The following is a 21,196-nucleotide window of genomic DNA, read 5'->3' as shown; positions in this document are numbered from 1 at the left end:
AGCGGTGTTGGGACTCACTCGATGGGGTGCGGCCGCGCGCCCCGTACCCGGGAAGACACCTCGGACGGGTGGTTGCCCGGGCAGAGGGTCCGCCGCGGTAGGGCTCTGTGGCACTCTGGCCCCGGTGTCAGGGGTCCGAAGGTGCATACGGGGGCTTCCGCGATGAGCGGTGACGCGCAGCAGGAAGAACCGGCCGACGGTATCGCGGGCGGAGGCACAAGGACCGGTGAGCCGTTCGCCGGCCAGGTGCCGGGCCAGGTCGGCTCCGCACCGACGGGCGGCGGCCGTGGCGAGGGCGGCACCGTGCTGCCCGGCCCCTGGACGTCGCCCGCGGGCGACGCGGAATCCGATGCGAGGGCCGGTGCCACGCATGTCGTTCCTCTCCAGCGGGAAGGGCGCGCGGGTTCCGCCTCCGCCGGTCTCGGGCCGTCCGACGCGCAGTTGATCCAGGGCATGCGGGCCGGCGACGACGGGGCGTACGAGGAGCTGTTCCGGCGTCACTCGGGGGCGGTGCGCCGCTACGCCCGCACCTGCTGCCGCGACGCGCACACCGCCGATGACCTGACGGCCGAGGTGTTCGCCCGGACGCTGCAGGCGGTACGGGGCGGGAAAGGGCCGGAAGAAGCCGTCCGGCCCTACCTGATGACCGCTGTCCGGCACGTCGCCGCCGCCTGGACGAAGAGCGCGAAGCGGGAGCACCTCGTCGACGACTTCGCGGTGTTCGCCGCGCAGGCCACGCGTTCCTCGGAGCTCACGGAGGCCGACACCGTCGGTGTCGGCGCCGATGTGCTGGCCATGCACGAGGCGGACCGGTCCATGGCGATGGAGGCGTTCCGGAGTCTGCCGGAGCGCTGGCAGGCCGTGCTGTGGCACACCACCGTGGAGGAGGAGTCACCGAGCGAGGTGGCCCCGCTGTTCGGTCTGACGGCCAACGCCACGGCGGTGCTGGCCGTCCGGGCCAGGGAAGGGCTCAAGCAGGCCTATCTGCAGGCACATGTGAGCCAGGCGCTGACGGCCGGCGGAGACTGCGCCCGGTACGCCGACCGGCTGGGCGCCCACGCCCGCGGCGGCCTGCGGAGCCGGGCCGAGCGCGGGCTGCGCAAGCATCTGGACGAGTGCGCGAAATGCCGAATCGCCGCCGGTGAGCTGAGGCGTGTGAATGCCGGGATCCCGGCGCTGCTTCCGGTCGCCGTCATCGGCTGGTTCGCCGCGGGCTACGCGGTCAAGGCGGCCGGCGTCATGGCGGTCGGCGCGGCGGGTGCCGGGGCTGCCGCGGCGGCGGGCGGCGCCTCCTCCGGGGGCACGGCCGGTGGAGCCGCTGCGGCGGAGGGGCTGGGCGCGCCGGTGAAGGCGGGCATCGCGGCCGTGGTGGCCGCGGCGGTCGCGGCCGGGCTGGTGTGGGTACTGGCCGGCGACGACCGGCCCGCCCCCGAGCCCGAGCCGGTGGCCAAGCCGCCGGCGGCGGCTCCCGCCGTACCGACGCCCACGCCGGAGCCCCGGGCCCCGGCGCCGCCCCCCACTCCCGAGCCGAGGCCCGAGCCGGCGCCGACTCCGACGCCGACTCCCACGCCCACGCCGACGCAGCCCGCGCCGGAGCCCACTCCCCGGCCGCCCACACGGCCGGGGCCGCCCGCGCCGGCACCGAAGGAGCCCGGCCCGGAGCCCTCTGCGTCGAGCAGTCCTCCGCCGCCTCCGCCGCCCGAGGTCTACCTGGTCAGCGAGCTGGCGTACTCCGTGGCGGGGGATCACACCGGGCCGGAGATACTGCTCGGCGAGACCAGGGGTGTGGTCTGGCAGCGCACCGGGCTGTCGATCGGATCCACGACGTACTCCCACGGCGTGACCGTCCACGCCCGCTCGTCGGTCGCGATCCAGCTCAACCGGCGGTGCACCCGTTACGAGGCGACGGTCGGCGTGGACGACCTGACGAGCATGCTCGGTCCGGTGCGCTTCTCCGTGGTCGGCGGTGACGGGGCGCGGCTGTGGGAGTCGCCCGTGATGCGGGGCGGGGACCCCGCGGTGGCGACGGGCGTCGGCATCGAAGGACAGGGCGCGATCCGGCTCGTGGTGGAACCCGCGGGGCGGCTCGGCGGGCTGACGCTGGCCGACTGGGCGGACTCGAGGATCAGCTGCCGCTGAGCTCCGCCGTGAGGCGGGCCGGGACGTACATGACCTCGTCCAGGGTGAGGATGCGTACCGCGGCGCACTCCGGAGGCGGGACGGCGGGCCGTCAGGGCTGCAGTGTCCGGCGGGCCGGGACCACTCCGACCGCGACCGCGCGCTGGCGCGGGGCCGCCGTGCCCGTCCAGCAGGTGCCCCGGCGGGTGACCAGGCGGCGGAGCCAGAGTTCCGTGGAGGCGAGCGCGGCCAGGCCGTCCAGGGGCAGCGGTTCGCCCTCGGACGCCGCGCGCAGCGCCTTCCGAACGACGCGGGCCTCGATCAGCCCGGCGTCGGCGAGCAGCGGGGCGTCGAACAGCGCGATCAGCTCAGGGAGAGCCGTGCGCAGGCCGAGGCGGCCGGCCGCGTTCGAGGTGGCCTGGGACGGAGTGCCCCAGCCGGGGGGCAGGTCGTGGATGCCCGCTCCCGCGAGTACCCGGCGCAGGATCGCGGCCCGGGCGCCCGGCTGGACGCGCAGCGACTCGGGGAGGGCACGGGCGGCCCGCACGACCTGGTTGTCGAGGAACGGGGCGTGCAGCCGCTGGCTGCGGACCTCCGCGGCCTGTTCCAGGATCCGCTGGCCGGCCGCGTGCCGGGCGAGCGCCGCACGGGCGCGGGCCTCCCCCGGGCGCTGGACCGACGTCGGCCGGATCGCCGCCTCCTGGAGCCGGACCGCGACTTCCGCGAGTGCCTCGCCGGTGAGCCAGCGTGCGGCCGGGCCCGGCCGGGACCAGGTGAGGGCTGCGAGCGAGGCCTCGGCCGGGGTGTCGAGGTCGGGAGCGTAGCGGTTGGCGCCGGGCAGCAGGGCGGCTGCCGACTCGAGTCCGGTGCGGTACGAGGTGCGGGCCAGCCGGCGGGCGGCACGGTAGACGGCCACCGGGACGAACAGGGAGTGCGCGGAGGGTCCTTCGGCCCTGGCGAGCGCGGCGACGGGCCGCAGGAGGTGGCGTCTGCGCCGGTCCATGAGGAGGTCGGCCAGCCGTGCCGGGTGCGCGTCGAGGACCTGCCGGGCGCCGTGCCCGACGAAGTGGTCGGCGCTTCCCGCGGTCAGCCGGCGGCGGTGGCGTTCGGCGACGACGAGGGACGGGGCGGGCTCGTCGGTGAGCGGGCCGTTCTCCAGCGACGCGTAGGGCAGGGCCTCCTCGCCCGCCGCGACGACCACGTGGTGCAGGCGGGGGTTGGCCGCGATGACGCGGGCGCGCTCCAGTTCGTCCTCGCGGCCTGGCGTGGAGAGGTCGTTGAAGGTGACGGCGAGCAGCCGCTCGCCCGCTCCCGTGCCGTGCCCGAGGACGGTGCCGGGCAGTCCGGGCAGCCCGGCGGCCAGCAGGGCGAGGGTGGCGGAGGCGCTGCCTCCGGAGAGGTCGGAGCCGATGCCGGGCACGGGCGCCCCGCGGGCCGCTCGGCGCTCGGCGGGCCCCATGCCGGGCACGGGCCCGGGATCCGGCGGCAGGGTCTCCGGAGCGTGGCGCGGGGCCGTGAGCCGGGCGCGCACGGCTTCGACCAGCGCGTCCCGTACGCCATCGACGGCGCTCACGGGGTCGGTCTGGGGGGCCGCGACGGCGAGCGAGGCCACCGCCTCGTACCCGGTGATCTCGCGCGATCCCTCCCGGAGGATCAGCGCGTGCCCCGGGGGAATCCGCCTCACGCCCGCGTACGGCGTGCCGTCGCCCAGCGCCTCCGGGGTCTCGGGGCAGGCGAGCAGCGCGGCCAGGTGGCCGATGTCCAGCTGGGCCTCGATGAGATCGGCGAGCGGGAGGGCGGCGGTGGCGTACGCGGTGCCGTTGGCCCAGGGGGTGTGGAAGACGGGGCGCGCCCCGGCGAGGTCCCCGGCGACGGTGATGCGGCGGCCGATCTGCACGACGGCCGTGTAACTGCCCGGCCAGGCGGTGAGATGGCGCAGCGCACCGCCGCGGGCGGCCAGCAGCCCGACCCGGAGCTGTTCGTCGGTGGCCCCGCAGCAGCCGAGCACCGCGAGGCGGGTGGTGGGCGCGCCCTCGGGGGTGGCGACCGTGATGACGCGGATCTCGTCGGGGCGCCAGTCGCCCACGGCCCAGAGCGGATCCGGGTCGCCCCACAGAAGCTGGGAACCCACGGGGTGGACGGTGCGCCCCTCGTCGTCGTGGCCGACCGCGCCGACGGTGCCGAAGCTCGCGGCGATACTGCTCCACCCCACCAACCAACGCATCGCCGCCTCCACAGGCTGTGGACGAACCGGCGTGCCAGGACATGGGAACGCCGCTGCGGACATGCTGCCACGACAAAGGCACCCGGGAGGGGGTACGGGCGGCGCACACAGGATGCGCATGCGCCCCTGGCAAGGGCCCGGTGTCGTCTCCCTGGATTCCACCGCAACAAAACGGCCGCTTCGGGGAGTTGCCCGGCCCGGCCCGAAGTGCGGACCCCGCCTCGGCCACGCCGAGGGACAGGCATAAACCGGCCATAGCCGGACTGCCCTTGGAGGCGTCTCCCCACCGACAGGATCCAGCCATTCTCAGATGACGATCCACTCGCGCGTTTCACCAGGAAGCACCCCGGAAGCGCTCGGGACGAAGCCCCGAACGGGCCGCCGGGAGCCCCGGAACGGAGCCGGGGATATCTCGCCCCCCACCCCGGGCAACGCGTCGGCCGACGCATCCCCCCGGTGCGCCGGCCCACACGCTTCGCCCCCTGGAGCCTTGCCCTTCCACGCACAGTCCGGGAGGTGTTCGTCACCTCCCGGACCGGTTCGCCGCCCGCGGGGATTGGGGCGGCGGTCTCCCCCAGCCCGCTGAGTCCAGTGCAGCGGGCCGACCCACGCAGAAATCATGGAAGCGCTTCCGTGCAGGTCGGGCCAGAGCGCACGGCCGGGCGCACGGCCACACACCGGGAGCACGACGCTTCTGCTCCGCACGGCCCGGTGACCGACGTGTGACTCCACGCGCGGCGCCGCCCCCGTATCCCTGGACGCACCCGGTGCGCGGCCGGTGAACGGGGCGGCGCACCGGCGGCCGGGGCCGCGGACTCCGGCGGTGCGGACAACATTCCCGCCATCCGGACGACTGGCCCTTAACGGTAGGGATGCGGCGAACTACGCTTGGTTCACCGATGTTCTCAGCAGGGCGGCATATTCCACGGGGCTCAGCCAAATGCGTGTGCGGCCGGAGTGCCCGGGACCGTACCTGGGGAGAACACGGTACGAATGCCGCGCGCCTCAGGTGTCGCGGCGGCCGTCTGTGTGTCGAGGGGTGGCGCATGTCCAGGGAGCAACGCGGGCCGAACGAGAAGCTCGGCACGGTTCTCGCCCTCGCGGGAATCAGCAACGCCGGGCTCGCCCGGCGGGTCAACGACCTCGGATCGCAGCGCGGTCTGACACTTCGGTACGACAAGACCTCGGTGGCCCGCTGGGTAGCCAAGGGCATGGTGCCGCAGGGGGCGGCGCCCCATCTCATCGCGGCGGCGATAGGGGCCAAACTCGGCCGTCCGGTGCCGCTGCACGAGATCGGGCTCGCCGACGCCGACCCGGCGCCGGAAGTCGGTCTGGCGTTCCCGCGCGACGTGGGCGAGGCGGTTCGCTCGGCGACGGATCTGTACCGGCTGGATCTGGCGGGCCGCCGCGGCGGCGGCGGAATCTGGCAGTCCCTCGCCGGTTCCTTCGCCGTGAGCGCGTACGCGACCCCCGCGTCCCGATGGCTCATAACCCCCGCCGATCCGTCGGTCGCCCGGGACTCGACGGCCGCCCAGGCAGCGGTCCTCGGCACCCGGAGCGCCTCCGGCGACCGGGGCGCACCGGGGGCGCAGACCGGGGTGCCCGTCCAGCCGGGTCCGGACACGGTGTCCGACGCCTCGCCCCTCCGGGTCGGCCACAGCGATGTGGCCAAGCTCCGCGAGGCCGCCCAGGACGCGCGCCGCTGGGACTCCAAGTACGGCGGGGGCGACTGGCGCTCCTCCATGGTCCCGGAGTGCTTACGCGTCGACGCCGCACCCCTGCTCCTGGGTTCGTACAGCGACGAGGTGGGCCGGGCACTCTTCGGCGCCTCGGCCGAGCTCACCCGGCTCGCCGGGTGGATGGCGTTCGACACCGGCCAGCAGGAGGCCGCGCAGCGCTACTACATCCAGGCGCTGCGCCTGGCCCGGGCCGCCGCCGACGTACCGCTCGGCGGATATGTACTGGCATCGATGTCGCTCCAGGCGACCTACCGGGGCTTCGCCGACGAGGGCGTGGACCTCGCACAGGCGGCGGTCGAGCGCAATCGCGGTCTCGCCACCGCACGGACCATGAGCTTCTTCCGGCTCGTGGAGGCGCGCGCCCACGCGAAGGCCGGCGACGCACCGGCCGCGGGGGCCGCGCTCAGGGCCGCCGAGAGCTGGCTGGAGCGCGCCCGGGCCGGCGACATGGACCCGTCCTGGCTCGGCTTCTACTCGTACGACAGGTTCGCCGCCGACGCGGCCGAGTGCTACCGCGACCTGAAGGCGCCCCGGCAGGTGCGGCGCTTCACGGAGCAGGCCCTGTCCAGGCCCACCGAGGAGTTCGTCCGTTCGCACGGGCTGCGGCTCGTCGTGTCTGCGGTCGCCGAGCTGGAGTCGGGCAATCTGGACGCGGCCTGCGCGGCGGGCACGCGCGCGGTGGAGGTGGCGGGGCGCATCTCCTCGGCCCGCACCACGGAGTACGTCCGCGATCTGCTGCACCGCCTCGAACCGTACGGGGACGAGCCGCGCGTCGCCGAACTACGGGAGCGAGCCCGTCCGCTCCTGGTGACCCCGGTGTAGCGGAACGCCGGAACACCCCGTTATGCCCGTCCCGGAACGCGGATCGGACGCCACGCCCCTGTCGTCCCGGGTTTGGGCCCGTTGTCAGTGGGTCAGTGCACTATCGGGGTGGGAGGTGGCGTGATGATGACGCACGCGGCGTACGACTGCGATGTGCTGGTGATCGGCGGCGGGATCGTCGGTCTGTCCACGGCGTACGCGCTCGCGCGCACCGCTCCCGGCACCCGGGTCACGGTGCTGGAGAAGGAGTGGGGCCCGGCCAGGCACCAGACCGGCCGCAACAGCGGGGTGATCCACAGTGGGATCTACTACCCCCCGGGTTCCCTGAAGGCGCGCTATGCGGTCCGGGGCGCCGCCGAGCTGGTCGACTTCTGCGCCGAGCGCGGCATCGCGCACGCGGTGACGGGCAAGCTGATCGTGGCGACCGCGAGCAGCGAGCTGCCGAGGCTGCACGGACTGGTCCAGCGCGGCCGGGAGCACGGCCTGCCGGTCCGGGAGCTCGGCCCCGCCCAGATCGCGGAGTACGAGCCGGAGGTGCGCGGGCTCGCGGCGATCAGGGTCGGGACGACCGGGGTGTGCGACTTCTCCGCGGTGGCCGCCCGGTTCGCCGCCGAGGCCGGCGCCGCCGGTGGACAGGTCCGGTACGGCGCGGAGGTCGTCGCCGTCGACCGGCGCCCCTGGGGTGTCGCGGTGCGGACGGGCGACGGCCAGGTGGTCCGGGCCCGGGTGCTGGTCAACTGCGCGGGGCTGCACAGCGACCGGATGGCACGGCTCGCGGGGGACGACCCGGGGGTGCGGATCGTGCCGTTCCGCGGGGAGTACTACGAGCTGGTCAGGCCGGAGCTCGTGCGCGGGCTGGTCTATCCGGTGCCGGACCCGGCGTTCCCCTTCCTCGGGGTGCATCTGACCCGCGGCGTCGACGGCACGGTCCACGTCGGGCCGAACGCGGTGCCGGCCCTGGCCCGTGAGGGGTACGGCTGGCCGGTCGTGCGCCCGGGCGAGCTGGCCGCCACCCTGAGCTGGCCGGGTTCCTGGCGGATCGCCCGGCGGCACTGGCGTCACGGGGCCGGCGAGGTGCACAGATCCCTGTCGAAGCGGGCGTTCACCCGGGCCGTCCAGCGGCTGCTGCCCGAGGTGACGGAGGACGATCTGCGGCCGTCCCCGGCCGGGGTCAGGGCCCAGGCGGTGCTGCGCGACGGCACGCTGGTGGACGACTTCCTGATCCGGGAGGCGCCGCACACCGTCCACGTGCTGAACGCTCCGTCCCCCGCGGCCACCGCTTCGCTGCCCATCGGGAGGGAGGTGGCGCGACGGGCTCTGCTGCGGGCTCGCGCGACGGGGTGGAAGCCGCCCGCCGTAGAATCGGGGCATTGTGTCTGAGCCTGTGAACCCCACCCCAGAGACGCCCGGCGCCACCGCGGACGCGGACGCCGAGGCACTGCGCGCCGCCTCCTTCGAGCGGCAGCGCAGGCTGCGCCAGGAGCCGCGCTTCCCCGGCGGGCCCGCCGCTGACCCGGCGGGCTCGCACCACGAGCGCCGGATCCGCAGCTTCCAGCCACGCCGCAGCCGCGTGACCGCCGGGCAGGAGGACGCTCTCCAGCGGCTGTGGCCGAAGTGGGGCCTGGACATCGACGGCCTCCGTGTCCTCGACCTGCCGGCGCTGTTCGACGGCCTCCCGGTGGTCCTGGAGATCGGCTTCGGCATGGGCGAGGCCACCGCCCAGATGGCGGCCGACGACCCGGACACCGGGATCCTGGCCGTCGACGTGCACACCCCGGGGCAGGGCAATCTCCTCGGCCTCGCGGACCGGGCGGGCGTGACCAACGTCCGGGTCGCGAACGGTGACGCGATCATCCTGCTCCGCGAGATGCTGGAGCCGGCGTCACTGGACGGCCTCCGGGTGTACTTCCCCGACCCCTGGCCCAAGAAGCGGCACCACAAGCGAAGGCTGATCCAGCCGGAATTCCTCGATCTGGTGGCGCGGCGGCTGAAGCCCGGCGCGCTCGTGCACTGCGCGACGGACTGGGAGCCGTACGCGGAGCAGATGCTGGAGGTGCTCACGGCGCACCCCCTGTTCGAGAACACCCGGGCCGACGGCGGTTACGCGCCCCGTCCCGCGTTCCGGCCGCTGACCCGCTTCGAGGGACAGGGCCTGGACAAGGGCCATGTCGTCCACGACGTGCTGTTCACCCGGACCGCGGACCGGCGGCTCGAGCGGTAGGAGCGGCGGCTGCCGACCGTCGCCGATCAGCCACCGCCCGGCGCCCGGTACCGCGCACCGTGGTCAGGTGTCGGACCCCCTGGTTAGGGTCATGGGGTGTCCGAGGGGTCCGTGCAGCACCAGCAGCCGGCCGTCCCGGTTCTCGAGGAGCAGCGTCTCGACGAGTGCCTGGGCGCCGCTCCCGCGCGTGGCCGGTGGCGTTACCGGCCCCGTCGTGTCGGCATGGTCCGTCGCAGCAAGGCGTTCCGCGCCGGTGTGGTGATCGCCGTGCTCGTCCTGTGTGGCCTGGTGATCCTGTCCCTGGTGCGCGACCAGACGGGAACGGAGGGCTTTCTCGTCGGCCTGGGCCTGGCGGTGCTGCCCGTGCCGATGCTGATGGCGGCCTTCCGCTGGCTCGACCGGGTCGAGCCGGGCCCCTGGCGGAATCTGCTGTTCGCCTTCGCCTGGGGTGCGTGTGCCGCGGCTCTGGTGGCGATCATCGCCAACTCCTTCGCGACCCGCTGGATAGCCACGGCCACCGCCGATCCTGCGCGTGCCGACACCCTGGGGGCCACGGTCATCGCGCCGGTCGTGGAGGAGACCGCCAAGGGCGCCGCCGTCCTGCTGGTCTTCCTGTTCCGCAGACGGGAGTTCGGTGGTGTCGTCGACGGCATCGTGATCGCCGGGTTCACCGCGACGGGCTTCGCCTTCACCGAGAACATCCTCTACCTGGGCAACGCCTTCGGTGAGGACCAGCAGTTGGGGACCGCCGGCTTCGCCTCGGTGACGGCCGGGACGTTCTTCGTACGGGTGGTGATGTCCCCGTTCGCACACCCGCTGTTCACGGTACTCACCGGCATCGGCTTCGGCATCGCCGCGCTCGGCGGACGGCACCGCGTGCGGCGGATCGTGCTGCCCCTGCTCGGGCTCGTCCTCGCCATGGGGATGCACGCCCTGTGGAACGGTTCCTCGGCCTTCGGACCGTACGGCTTCCACGCGGTGTACGGGGCGTTCATGGTGCCCGCCTTCGCCCTGGTGACCTGGCTGGCCATCTGGTCGCGCCAGCGGGGGCTGCGTACGCTCTCCGACGAGCTTCCCCTGTACGCGTCGGCCGGCTGGCTGACACCCACCGAGCCGCTCGCGCTGGCCTCCATGCGGGCGCGGGGCGTGGCCCGCGACATGGCCAGGCACTGGCACGGCCACCCGGACCGGGCCCGGGGCAGGGCCGCGGCCCGCGCGGTCGCGGAGTACGAGGTGTTCGCCACGTCACTGGCCGTACTGCGCCGCGGGGCACGCCGCGACGGGCCGGGCCCGGACTTCGCGGTACGGGAGCGGGAGCTTCTGCACCACCTCTGGCGGCGCCGGGACATCGCCGGCCCGGCCCTGACGTACGCGGCCCATGCGACGGGCCGCGTCCGTGCCCACCGCTCGCCGGCGGCCCCGTTCCCCCGCCAGGTCCCCTGCTACGGCGCACCACATCCGCAGCAGCAAGCTCCGCACCGGCACTACGGCGGCTACAACCCGTACCTCCAGCCGGGTGCGCGGCAACCGGGCACCGGCAACGGGCCACTGCCGCCCGGGTAGCCGAGGGCCCGCGTCGAGGACGGGCCCGAAGAGAGGCTGTCGACGCCCCGTACCTCCGCGCAGCCGCTGCGGTCGGGCCGACGCTTCGGTGAGCTCCGCCGGCCGCCGCTCGCCCGGCCGGGGCGACTGTTCCGTCGAGCCGCCCCGCGCGCGGACAGACCGGCAGCCCTGACGTCGGGGGGTGTGCGTCAGGGCTGCCGGGGTTCAGGTACGCCGTTCGGGCGCGGGGCTCAGATCGTCAGGCCCTTGCTGCGCAGCCAGTTCATGGGGTCGATGGCCGAGCCGTCCGCGGTGTGGACCTCCAGGTGGAGGTGGGGACCGGTCGAATTCCCGGTGGAGCCCACACGGCCGATGGTGTCGCCCGTGTTGACCTTCTGACCGGCGGTCACGTTCATCGAGGACTGGTGGGAGTACGAGACCTCCGTGCCGTCGTCGAGCTCCAGGACCGTGTGGTAACCGTACGAGCCGGACCAGCCGGCCGACTTCACCGTGCCACTGTGCACGGCCTTGATCGGGGTACCGGTCGGAGCCGCGAAGTCCAGCCCGGTGTGGTAACCGGAGGACCACATCGAACCGGCCTGGCCGTAGGTCGTGGTGATCGTGTACGAGGACGTCGGGAGGGCGTAGCTGGCGGCGAGCTTGGCGAGACGCTCGGCCTCGGCCTTCGCCGCCGCCCTCTCCTCGGCCGCCTTCTTCTCGGCTGCGGCCTCTGCCTCGGCCTTGCTCTGCTGCTTGGCGGCCAGGGCCGCGGCCTGCTCGGCGGCGGCCTTCTCCTCCGCGGCCTTGGCCTCGGCATCGGCTCCGGCCTGCTGCTGCTCGGCCTGCTGGAGGATGCGGGCGCGCAGCGCCTCACCGGCGTCGGTGGCGCCCTGCTCGGCCTCGGCGGCCGTGATGCCGGCGGTGGTGAGCGGCGAGGAGTCGGCGGCCGTCCCGGTGTCCGCGTCGGAGTCGTCGGACATGAAAGCACTCACACCGGGAAGGGACTTGGTGTCAGGCAGATTGTCCGCGATGGAATCGGGAAGAGAGATGGAGACCGGCGGCTTGCTCTGTGCCGTGGCCATGCCACCCGCACCGACGGCCGCGATGACGCCGACGCCGAGGACGGTGGAGCTACGGGCGAGACCGCGCTGCTTGGCTACGCGGTGCCTGCCGCGAACGGGACGTATGGACTCCTCGGTGGGATTCCATTCCTCCCAGGTCCTCTCCTCGCCACCGACGATGTCGGTCCTGAAGGATGCCGGGGCCTCGGGGACAGGCTGATTGGACGCCACGTGGGCGCACTCCTTTCCTTCCTTCTCGCCTACCGGGTTAGCTGACGGGTTCGGAGCAGGAAGGTCTCCTACGGGCCCCTTCGTCTCTCACGAGACACAGGTGCCCGATTCACCCCATGTAGGTGGTTCCCCGGTTCCCTTGCGGAATTCGGCGCTCGCGCACGGTGCCGCCTCTTGCGACGACTGGGACAACCGCGCTGCGTTATCGAACGTTAATAGACACCGGGGCCCGATTCCAAGCCGTTCCGACTGATCGTTCGTCACTCCGGCCTGGACTTCAGGGCAGGAAACGGTCGCAAACGGGCCAGTTGCGTATTCCCGGTCCGGTCACAAATTTCTGACGGTATGTCAAATGTTATGCGGAGTGGCACGCAGCGACTACGGACAGTCGCGACGGTCATCCACTGCCACGCCCCACGATCCTCACCGTCGTCCGCCGCTCCGGCTGCCCCCGCGCGGGCCGGCCCACGGCGAGCAGCGCCATGTCGTCGGTCGAGTGGCCCCCGGTGTGCAGCCGTACGTCGTCGGTGAGTGCGGAGAGCAGCTCCTCGGGCCCCGGGAAGATCCGGCCGCGCAGCCGGGCAGCCGGGTCGTAGAAGACCCCGTCCGCGCCCCTCGCCTCGGAGAGGCCGTCGGTGAAGACCAGGAGCGTCGCCCCGGCCGGCAGCTCCCACTCGTCCGAGCGGTCCGGCCACACCCCCAGGTCCATCCCGATCGGCAGCGCGGGCACGGTCGGCGCCAGCACCTCGAGCGCCCCGTCCGCGTGCAGCAGGATCGGCTCGGGGTGACCGCGGTTCACGATCCGCACCGTGCCCGATCCCGCCGGAATCTCGGCGAGCACGGCGGTGACGAACCCCTCCATGGAATCGAGCCCGCCGCGCCGGCTCGATTCCCGCGCCAGCGCCCGCTCCAGCCGCTGCGCCACCCCCTCCAGCGACAGCTCCTGCTCGGCCGCCTCCCGGAAGGCCCCGATCACCACCGCCACCGCCTCCACGGCGTCCAGCCCCTTGCCCCGGACGTCCCCGACGACCAACCGCACCCCGTGCGGGGTGTCCGCGACGGCGAACAGGTCACCGCCGACGAACTCGTCCGCCTGCGCCGCCTCGTACCGCGCCGCGACCAGCAGACCGCCGATCCGGTCGTCCGGCGTCGGGAGCACCGCGCGCATCGCGGTCTCCGCGATGACCCTGGCCGAGGCCAACTGCTCGTTGCTGCGCCGTACGACACCGTTGATGACCAGGGCGAGCGCGGAGACCGTGATCACGGTGAGCAGATCGGTGACCGGCACGACCTCGGTGATCAGACCGTCCGAGAGCCGGATCACGAGGACGGCGAGGACGGCGGCCACACCGGTACGGACGGTGCTGGCCAGCGAGAAGAACGGGGCGGCGATCAGCGGGGCCGCCGCGAAGAGCGGAACGGCGGTGACGGCGGGCGGAGTCACGAGGTCGAAGACGATCCCGCCCCCGATCATCAGGGCGGGCAGCGCACGCACGAACCGCCGGGCGCCGATGCCCCCGTCGGCTCCGCCTCGTCGGCTGTCCCGCTTCCCCACCTGTGCACTCCTGCCCGGTCCGCCCACGGCTGCGGACGGTACCGCGCTCCATCCGGGCCGGCCGGAGCCGCGCCGTGCGGCGACCGGTCATCGGCCGAAGGGAGGAGCGCGCCGGAGCCCCGTCGTCCGGAGGTCAGTCGGATAGCCGGCGCTGCGCGTAGATCGTCAGTGCATCCCGTACGAAGACGGCGGTGCCGTCTCCGTACCGATCGTAGTTCTTCCCGAAGCGCGGATCGGCGACATATATCTCGGCGAGGCCGGTCACGTACGACCGGGTGACCGTCGTGGTGCCCGAAAGCCACGCGCAGTGGCGCCGTGCGATGTCCTGCGCCTCCTGGCCGCCCGCTTCCCGGCCTGCTTCCCGGGCCGCCCCGTAGTCCCGCGCGATCGCGTCGTGCACGCCCTGGAAGTCGGCACGCTCCCCGTGGCTCAGCGCGCGCCACCACCGGTCGCCCTCCTCGTACGCGGCCCGGCCCCAGCGCTCGGTGACCTCCTGCTCGTACACCGTGTGGTCGAAGCCGTCGAACACTTCTCCCGCCATGAGCTCTTCTCCCTTCTCGGTCCTGTGGAGAGTGGTCCGCACCGAGGCGATCTGCCGCCCGACGCGCTCCCGCTCCTGCTCCAGCAGGCGCAGATGGGTCCGCAGCGCCGCAGAGGTGTCCCGCTGCCCCTCCAGTACGTCCTTGATGGCGGGCAGCGGGAGCCCCAGCTCCCGCAGCAGCAGGATGCGCTGCAGCCGGACGAGGGCGCCCTGGTCGTAGTAGCGGTAGCCGTTGGCACCCGTACGGCTCGGCACGAGGAGACCGAGATCTCCGTAGTGCCGGAGCGTTCGGCTCGTGGTGCCGGCTTCCCTGGCGATTTCCTGGATGGACCACTCCATGCCGGAAACGCTAGATGTTTACGTAGCGTCAAGGTCAAGCGGGAAAGTGGCACGGGCACGACCGCGCACGCACATGACAGAGGCCCGGATCCTTGGAAGGATCCGGGCCTCTGTCTTCAGTAGCGGGGACAGGATTTGAACCTGCGACCTCTGGGTTATGAGCCCAGCGAGCTACCGAGCTGCTCCACCCCGCGTCGTTGTGATGGCAACTCTACGGCATCACGGACGGTGCCTCGACCAATTACCGCCGACGGCACTCCCGCGCCCGGCGCGGACCCGCATCCACCGCCCGGATCGGATGCGTCAACACCGTGTGCGCACAGGGCAGTTGCCGTGCGCGGTGCAGCACCCAGGGATGTTTGCGCATCCCCTGGCCTGCGGTCGGGATACCGGACAGCGCCCCGGTCGGAAGGCCTGATCCCCGGCTCACCCCGGGCCGGCCCCCATCGCGGGCGTCCCCCGGCCCCGCCCCGGGGCACCTGCCGTCCCGCACCCGCCCGCCGCGATTGCGAGGCGCCCGGAGCAGCGGGACGCTTGAAGCACCCAGCCCTTCGGTGTTCGGTCCCGTCTGCGGCACCCATCGGTGCCGGCCGTAGACGCAAGCAACCGCCTCACTCGATGCCGTGGGCAGAGGAGGCCGGGCGCGCTTTCGGCAAGGAGACGCCATGGACAGCACCACACTCGAAACGATGCGGACCGATCTGCGCGGCCCCGTCATCGGCCCCGAGGACCGGGAGTACGCAGAGGCCCGCACGATCTACAACGCCATGATCGACAAGAAGCCGGCCGCCGTCGTCCGCTGCCACGACACGGCGGACGTCATGGCGGCCGTGGACTTCGTCCGCGACCACGGCCTGGAGGTCGCCGTCCTGGGCGGCGGACACAGCGGTCCCGGCCTCTGCCTCTCCGAGGACGCCGTGACGATCGACCTCTCACCCATGCGCGGCGTACGCGTCGACCCGGCCACCCAGACCGCCCAGGTCGACGGAGGTGCGAAGCTGGGCGACCTCGACCACGCCTCCCACCCCTTCGGCCTCGCCACCCCGGCGGGCATCATGTCCACCACGGGCGTCGGCGGTCTCACGCTCGGCGGCGGACACGGCTACCTCACCCGCAAGTACGGCCTCACCGTGGACAATCTGGTGTCCGCCGACGTGGTCCTGGCCGACGGCGGTTTCACCACGACGAACGCGAGCGAGAACCCGGACCTGTTCTGGGCACTGCGCGGCGGCGGCGGCAACTTCGGCATCGTCACCTCGTTCGACTTCGAGCTGCACCCCGTGGACACCGTCGGCGTCGGCATCACCGTGTGGCCACTGGATCTCTTCCAGGACGTGCTGCGCTGGTACAGCGACTTCCTGCCGCAGGCACCGGACGACCTGTACGGTTTCTTCGCCTCGATGACCGTCCCGCCCGCCCCGCCGTTCCCCGAGGAGCTCCACGGCCGGAAGGTGTGCGGCGTCGTCTGGTCCTCGACGGCCGACCCGGACGCCCTGGGCGGGAGCCTCGCCGCCGTGGGCGAACCGGGCCCGCCCGCCTTCCACTTCACGGCGCCGATGCCCTACCCGGCCCTGCAGGCCATGTTCGACGAGCTGATCCCCACCGGCCTCCAGTGGTACTGGCGCGGCGCGTTCTTCGACCGGATCACCGACGACGCGGTCGACGTGCACGCCTCGTTCGCGGAGAAGCTCCCCACCGGCCTGTCGACCATGCACCTCTACCCCGTCGACGGGGCCGCGGGCCGTGTCGGGCCGGACGACACCGCCTGGGCCTACCGCGACGCGGTCTGGTCCGGCGTCATCGCGGGCATCGACCCCGACCCGGCGAACGCGCAGGCGCTCCGGCAGTGGGCCGTGGACTACTGGGACGCGCTGCAGCCGCACTCGATGGGCGGCGGGTACGTGAACTTCATCGGTACCGGGGAGTCCCAGGACCGGGTCAGGGCCACCTACCGGGGCCATTACGACCGGCTCGCGGAGATCAAGCGGACCTACGACCCGCACAACCTCTTCCACGCAAACCAGAACATCGAGCCCGCCCCACCGCACTGACCGTCGCGCCGGGCGCCGCAATATCGGGGGAATGCTGTGCTCCGAGGGTTACAGTCTGCATGCACCGCATGATGATCCGGACGCCCCCGGAGCGGTGCGGCACCGGTAGCGGCACCTCGTCGCCGTACCGGTCGGGACCAGTCCGGCTCTTCCTGCCGACGACTCGGTCACGGGCTATCACCGCACACCTACGTACAGGACACCCCATGACCGACATGCCCGCACGTTCGACGCACCGGCACTCCGACAGCTCGGCCGCTGCCGCGTCCGCGGACTCGGGTGCGGCGGCACCGCTCCCGACCCCGCAGTACGCGGGGCTGTTCATCGAGCCGGACCTGCCGCCGCTGACCGACGAGACCGAGTGACGGGCCGGACCGACCGCCCGTCGTGACCGGTCCGGCCGCGCGGTCGTTGGGAGACCATGCGCATCCGTATCGGCGTGGTCGTCCTCGCAGTGGTCCTGCTGATCGCCGCGTTCCTTTCGAGCATCCCGTCCGAGGCCGAGACCGAAGCCGCCTGCCGGCGGGCCCTCGACAACACGTCGACCGCCACGAACCGGCCCGAAGTCTGCCTGGACGTGTCCGCGGAGACCTACCGCACCTTCCTGCTGATGTACGTGCTCCGGGCGGAGGGCCTCGACTAGCGGTCCCGCACCGGGAGACCTGGGGCTCGGGCACCGCGCACACCGCACGGTCCTGCCGGGACTTCCGCCGGGTACTCCCGGTCGACCCGCGCCGCCCCGGCGGCGTACGTCGGTGAGCAGATCCGTTGTCGGTGCGGTGCGCTTCACTGTCCGCCATGGAGCTCACGCAAGCGACCGTCAACGACCTGCTGGCCCGACTCGGCCCGGAGCGCAGCTTCATGTACCTGCCCAGCGACGTGGACCCGGCGTACCTGACCGACCTGCTCGACGGCAGGTACGGCGCCCCTCGCACCCTCGTCCTCGACGGCTTCACCGATCCGACGGTCGACGAGTCCGGAGGCGCGGCCCTCCTGGCTCCCTTCGAGGGCCGGGCCGTGACGATGAGGGCGTGGGCGTACGGGGACCAGTGGGTCGGCACGGGTACGGTGCGCGGCACCGAGGGAGCCGGACGGCCGGTGCTGGTGGTCGCTCACCGGAAGGTGCCGGAACCCTTGGCGGTCGCTCCGCACGAGGACGGGGACATCGACTGGATGGACCGGCTCAGACGGATCACCGGCTGGACCCGGCCCGCTCAGCGGCCGGACGTGGACTGGGCCGAGGTGGAGTCGCGCCTGGGCACCACGCTGCCGAGCGACTACAAGCGCGTGGTCGAGATGTTCGGCGAGGGCGCCTTCGACGGATTCCTGGACCTGAACCAGGAGCCGTGGACGCATCTGCGAGAGGACGGCCTGCTCGTCTGGGCAAGCACCGAGCACGAGAACCTGTACTGCTGGAGAGCCGGCGCCGGCGACCCCGACCGCTGGCCCGTGGTGATCCGGACCTTCGACGGCGAGGACGTGTCCTTCGACTGCCAGGCCGCGGAGTTCGTCTGCCGCGTCCTCGTCGACCCGCACCACCCCTTCACGATGGCCCGCTTCTTCGACACCCACTGGTTCATGAACTACGGGGCGAGCGACTGACCGGACCCTGGCGTGGTCCAGCCTCCTGGGGTCTGCGCGGACGGAGGCAGGAGCCGGTGTCCGGGGCCGGCTCCACGAGGAGACGCACCGCCACGCCGGTTCCCCCGAGCTGTCACGGGCCGCCCACGGGCCACGGCGGCACAGCCACGAGCGGCCGCCGGGCCCTGCGTCCGGCCGCGTACCCCCCGATCCCCAGACCGGTCCCGACCAGGGTCAGCACGATCCCGAGGACTCCGAGCGCCATCACAGCCGCCGACACAGCGAAACCCTTCTGCACCCGTCCGAGCACTCCGGAGGCCGCGACACTGCCCGACTGCTCGTCCAGGTAGAACCGCGCATCGTTCGAGTTCCCCCGGTGATCGCCCAGCAGGAACAGCCGCCCTTCCGGCACCCGCACGTCGTACGGTCCGGCTCCCGGGTTCACCTCGCCGCGCATCACGTACGGCTCGTCGACCGGCTTCCCGTTCACCGTGATCCGGTCTCCGTCGCACACCACGTGATCGCCGGCCGTCCCGAGGACCCGCTGCAGGACCGGCCGGCTCCCGTAGCGCTCGGGCACCCGGACGAGTACGACATCGCCCCTGCGCACCCTGCCCGCGTCGATGCGCTCGATGACCAGCCGGTCGCCCATGCGGTACGTGGGCTCCATCGCCTGGCTCATGACGGTGGCCCCTTGGTAGTGCGTGAAGAAGTAGCCGATGCCTCCCAGCGCCAGGACAAGTCCGAGGGGCACCAGTATCCGGGCCGCGACTCCCAGCCCGCCGCCCGCTCCCCGCTGACGCATGAACACCCCTCCCTCGAAGCGCCCGAGCCCGGGCGGACCAGCAGAGGCTATGCGGTCCCGGGAGGAAGACGCACCCCTCTCTCCCCTGGCCGCACACGTCCGGGGAGACCTCGGGCGGTCACGTGCAGGAGCGGGAACCCCGGAGCACGGCTCCGGAAGAGCACGTACCAGGAGGCGGCGTGACTCACAGACTTCAGGCCGCGCAGGGAGCGCGCGCCGCCGGGCCATCCGCTCACGCACGAGCCCCGGAAGGGCGGAGCGCCCCGGCCGGCCGAAGCCGGTCGAGGCGCTCAGTAGCAGGTCAGTGGATATGTCCCGCCCTGTGATCGGTAGGCCGTGTGGGACTCGAACCCACAACCAACGGATTAAAAGTCCGCTGCTCTGACCAATTGAGCTAACGGCCCCTGCTGGATCACCCCCCGAAGCATAGCCTTCCCCGGCCCGGCAGCCGATCGGGTATCGGGTGCCGGGCCCTGTCGTGATCGAGGCTCGACGGTCAGTCCGCGGTTTCGGCCGGGTTCGTGTGCTGGTGATCCGGGGTGGCCGGCTTCAGGAACCAGTGGCGGGCCGATGCCAGCCACCAGGTGGCCGCGAAGCCGAGCACCACCAGGACGGCCAGCGGCGCGTAGTTGAAGGTCTCCCAGGTGACGGGGGACACCTGGGGCAGCATGAACAGCACCGTGATCACCGTGACCCAGGCCACCGCGACGATGCCGATCGGACGGGACCAGCGGCCCAGGTGCCAGGGCCCCGGGGTGAAGTCCCCGCCTCGCAGCAGGCGGAGCAGGGTGGGGATGACGTAGGCGATGTAGAGGCCGATGACCGCGATGGACGTCACGGCGGCGTACGCGGTGACGTTGATCAGGTACGGGAGACCCAGGGCCAGGGCGCCGAGCGCGGCCAGCCAGACCGCCGCGACGGGGGTCCGGGTGCGGGGACTGACCGTGTGCCAGACCCGGGAGAAGGGCAGGGCCCCGTCGCGCGAGAAGGCGTAGATCATACGGCTGTTGGCGGTGACCGAGGCCATGCCGCAGAACAGCTGGGCGCCGATGACGACGAGCAGCAGGAGTTTGCCCGTGGTGGCTCCGAGAGCGTCCAGCAGGATCTGGGCGGGCGGGGCGCCGGTCGGGGAGTTCAGTGCGCCCTCGTACGACTGGATGGCGAAGGTGAAGCCGAGCAGCAGCACGAAGCCGGCGATCCAGGAGGTCCAGATGGACTGCACGATGCCACGGGGACCCGCCAGGGCCGCGTCGTGGGTCTCCTCCGTCATGTGGGCGGAGGCGTCGTACCCGGTGAAGGTGTACTGGGCCATCAGCAGGCCGATCATCACGACGTAGAAACCGCTGTCCCAGCCCGTGTTGTTGACGAACTCGGTGAAGACGAACGACGCCGACCGGTGCGAGTCGGGCACGAAGGTGAGCGCGCCGACGATGACGGCGACACCGGCGACGTGCCACCAGACGCTGACGTTGTTGAGGATCGCGACGATGCCGACGCCGAAGGTGTTCAGCAGCCCGTGCAGGATCAGGATCGCGGCGAAGAGCAGGATCGTCCGGCCGGGGGTGACCTCGAAGCCGAACTGGAGGTTCAGGTACGCCCCGAGGAAGGACGCCGCCCCGAAGTCGATCCCGGCGGTGACGGCGACCTGGCCGAGCACGTTGAACCAGCCGGCGAACCACGCCCACGCGGCCGCCGAGCGCGGCGGGGCGAGCCGGTGGGCCCAGAAGTACAGGCCCGCGGACGTGGGGTACGCCGAACAGATCTCCGCCATCGCCAGGCCGACGAACAGTGTCATCAGGCCGACGCCGACCCAGCCCCAGGTGATGAGGACGGGGCCGCCGGTGTTCATGCCGAACAGGTACAGCGTCAGACAGCCCGAGAGCACCGAGATGATCGTGAACGAGACCGCGTAGTTGGAGAAGGCGGACATGCGGCGGGCGAGCACCTGGGTGTAGCCGAGCTCCGCCAGCCGTTCCTCGTCGGTGGTGGGGACAGGTCTCCGTAGGGCGTCCGTGGGCGGCTCCGCGGCCACCGCTTCGTCGTTTGTCATGCCCCCAGCGATTCCCTGGCCCGGACTCCGGAAACGCCTCAGGGCCCGTACAGCACCGAGGTGTCGTACGGGCCCTGAGGGGCGGCCGGCGGACCGGCCGCTACGTCGGACGGGGATCAGCCGTTGCGCTTCCAGCGCGGCTTGTCGTCACGGCGGCCGAAGGTGCCGGTGCCGGTACCCGTGCCCGTGGTACCACCGCGGTGGTCGTCACGGCGGCCGGTCGGGCGGTCGCTGCCGCCGGAGCGGAAGCCGCCCGTGGGACGCTCGTCACGACGGTCACGGTTGAACGGGCGGTCGCTGCCGCCGGAGCGGAAGC

Annotated in this window: 16 protein-coding genes, 2 tRNA genes and 1 riboswitch; of the genes, 9 read left to right on the top strand and 9 right to left on the bottom strand. The window is 72.7% G+C overall.

Features of this window, described 5'->3' with window-relative positions:
- The first annotated feature begins 162 nt into the window (after positions 1 to 162).
- On the top strand, positions 163 to 2,139 hold the full coding sequence (locus tag AB0F38_RS28370; RefSeq protein ID WP_361899214.1) for a sigma-70 family RNA polymerase sigma factor: 1,977 nt from the start codon (positions 163 to 165) through the stop codon (positions 2,137 to 2,139).
- A 91-nt stretch (positions 2,140 to 2,230) separates the two neighbouring features.
- Here the strand turns inward: AB0F38_RS28370 and AB0F38_RS28365 are convergent, their stop codons facing one another.
- Positions 2,231 to 4,342 (bottom strand): asparagine synthase-related protein, encoded by a 2,112-nt coding sequence (locus AB0F38_RS28365; RefSeq protein ID WP_361899211.1) that lies wholly within the window; start codon positions 4,340 to 4,342, stop codon positions 2,231 to 2,233.
- Between the two features lie 1,046 nt (positions 4,343 to 5,388).
- Here AB0F38_RS28365 and AB0F38_RS28360 point away from each other — a divergent pair.
- The 4 genes from AB0F38_RS28360 (at position 5,389) to AB0F38_RS28345 (ending at position 10,687) form a co-directional block, all read left to right on the top strand.
- Positions 5,389 to 6,903: a sporulation protein gene (locus AB0F38_RS28360; RefSeq protein ID WP_361899208.1), complete on the top strand. Its 1,515-nt coding sequence runs from the start codon at positions 5,389 to 5,391 to the stop codon at positions 6,901 to 6,903.
- Positions 6,904 to 7,026: 123 nt separating this feature from the next.
- Positions 7,027 to 8,283 carry an L-2-hydroxyglutarate oxidase gene (gene lhgO / locus AB0F38_RS28355; RefSeq protein WP_361899205.1) on the top strand — a complete coding sequence of 419 codons (1,257 nt, stop codon included), beginning with the start codon at positions 7,027 to 7,029 and terminating at the stop codon, positions 8,281 to 8,283.
- A 4-nt stretch (positions 8,284 to 8,287) separates the two neighbouring features.
- Entirely contained in the window at positions 8,288 to 9,124 is an 837-nt protein-coding gene (gene trmB / locus AB0F38_RS28350; protein ID WP_361899228.1) for a tRNA (guanosine(46)-N7)-methyltransferase TrmB, read from the top strand.
- A gap of 96 nt (positions 9,125 to 9,220) precedes the next feature.
- On the top strand, positions 9,221 to 10,687 hold the full coding sequence (locus tag AB0F38_RS28345; protein WP_361899202.1) for a PrsW family intramembrane metalloprotease: 1,467 nt from the start codon (positions 9,221 to 9,223) through the stop codon (positions 10,685 to 10,687).
- 230 nt (positions 10,688 to 10,917) lie between these two features.
- Here AB0F38_RS28345 and AB0F38_RS28340 read toward each other — a convergent pair whose 3' ends face one another.
- From AB0F38_RS28340 to AB0F38_RS28325, 4 genes are all read right to left on the bottom strand, one after another.
- Complete coding sequence (locus AB0F38_RS28340) at positions 10,918 to 11,958, bottom strand: M23 family metallopeptidase (RefSeq protein ID WP_361899199.1); 1,041 nt, start codon at positions 11,956 to 11,958, stop codon at positions 10,918 to 10,920.
- Between the two features lie 11 nt (positions 11,959 to 11,969).
- A riboswitch (cyclic di-AMP (ydaO/yuaA leader) is annotated at positions 11,970 to 12,122 on the bottom strand.
- Positions 12,123 to 12,355: 233 nt separating this feature from the next.
- A complete protein-coding gene (locus AB0F38_RS28335) occupies positions 12,356 to 13,513 on the bottom strand; it encodes a PP2C family protein-serine/threonine phosphatase (RefSeq protein WP_361899196.1) in 1,158 nt (385 codons plus the stop codon).
- A gap of 133 nt (positions 13,514 to 13,646) precedes the next feature.
- Entirely contained in the window at positions 13,647 to 14,393 is a 747-nt protein-coding gene (locus tag AB0F38_RS28330; protein WP_361899193.1) for a MerR family transcriptional regulator, read from the bottom strand.
- Positions 14,394 to 14,513: 120 nt separating this feature from the next.
- A tRNA-Met gene (locus AB0F38_RS28325) sits at positions 14,514 to 14,587 on the bottom strand.
- A 471-nt stretch (positions 14,588 to 15,058) separates the two neighbouring features.
- Here AB0F38_RS28325 and AB0F38_RS28320 point away from each other — a divergent pair.
- The 4 genes from AB0F38_RS28320 to AB0F38_RS28305 all read left to right on the top strand — a co-directional run bounded on the left by AB0F38_RS28320 (position 15,059) and on the right by AB0F38_RS28305 (position 18,046).
- Complete coding sequence (locus AB0F38_RS28320) at positions 15,059 to 16,444, top strand: FAD-binding oxidoreductase (RefSeq protein ID WP_361899191.1); 1,386 nt, start codon at positions 15,059 to 15,061, stop codon at positions 16,442 to 16,444.
- A 206-nt stretch (positions 16,445 to 16,650) separates the two neighbouring features.
- The gene (locus tag AB0F38_RS28315) at positions 16,651 to 16,809 is read left to right on the top strand and encodes a hypothetical protein (RefSeq protein WP_361899189.1); all 159 of its coding nucleotides are present in this window, start codon (positions 16,651 to 16,653) and stop codon (positions 16,807 to 16,809) included.
- A 56-nt stretch (positions 16,810 to 16,865) separates the two neighbouring features.
- A complete protein-coding gene (locus tag AB0F38_RS28310; RefSeq protein WP_361899186.1) occupies positions 16,866 to 17,087 on the top strand; it encodes a hypothetical protein in 222 nt (73 codons plus the stop codon).
- Between the two features lie 155 nt (positions 17,088 to 17,242).
- Positions 17,243 to 18,046 (top strand): SMI1/KNR4 family protein, encoded by an 804-nt coding sequence (locus AB0F38_RS28305; RefSeq protein ID WP_361899183.1) that lies wholly within the window; start codon positions 17,243 to 17,245, stop codon positions 18,044 to 18,046.
- A gap of 112 nt (positions 18,047 to 18,158) precedes the next feature.
- Here the strand turns inward: AB0F38_RS28305 and lepB are convergent, their stop codons facing one another.
- From lepB to AB0F38_RS28285, 4 genes are all read right to left on the bottom strand, one after another.
- Positions 18,159 to 18,830 carry a signal peptidase I gene (lepB, locus tag AB0F38_RS28300; RefSeq protein WP_361899181.1) on the bottom strand — a complete coding sequence of 224 codons (672 nt, stop codon included), beginning with the start codon at positions 18,828 to 18,830 and terminating at the stop codon, positions 18,159 to 18,161.
- A 330-nt stretch (positions 18,831 to 19,160) separates the two neighbouring features.
- Positions 19,161 to 19,234, bottom strand: a tRNA-Lys gene (locus AB0F38_RS28295).
- Positions 19,235 to 19,326: 92 nt separating this feature from the next.
- Positions 19,327 to 20,880 (bottom strand): amino acid permease, encoded by a 1,554-nt coding sequence (locus AB0F38_RS28290; RefSeq protein ID WP_361899178.1) that lies wholly within the window; start codon positions 20,878 to 20,880, stop codon positions 19,327 to 19,329.
- 116 nt (positions 20,881 to 20,996) lie between these two features.
- A partial coding sequence (locus AB0F38_RS28285; RefSeq protein WP_361899177.1) for a hypothetical protein occupies positions 20,997 to 21,196 on the bottom strand: 200 nt, incomplete at its 5' end.

Origin of the sequence: Streptomyces sp. NPDC025273 (genome assembly GCF_040638585.1) — a bacterium.
Taxonomy (GTDB): Bacteria; Actinomycetota; Actinomycetes; order Streptomycetales; family Streptomycetaceae; genus Streptomyces; species Streptomyces cinereorectus.
The sequence above is the reverse complement of the archived record's forward strand: the minus strand, read 5'-3'. Positions and strand labels throughout refer to the sequence as shown.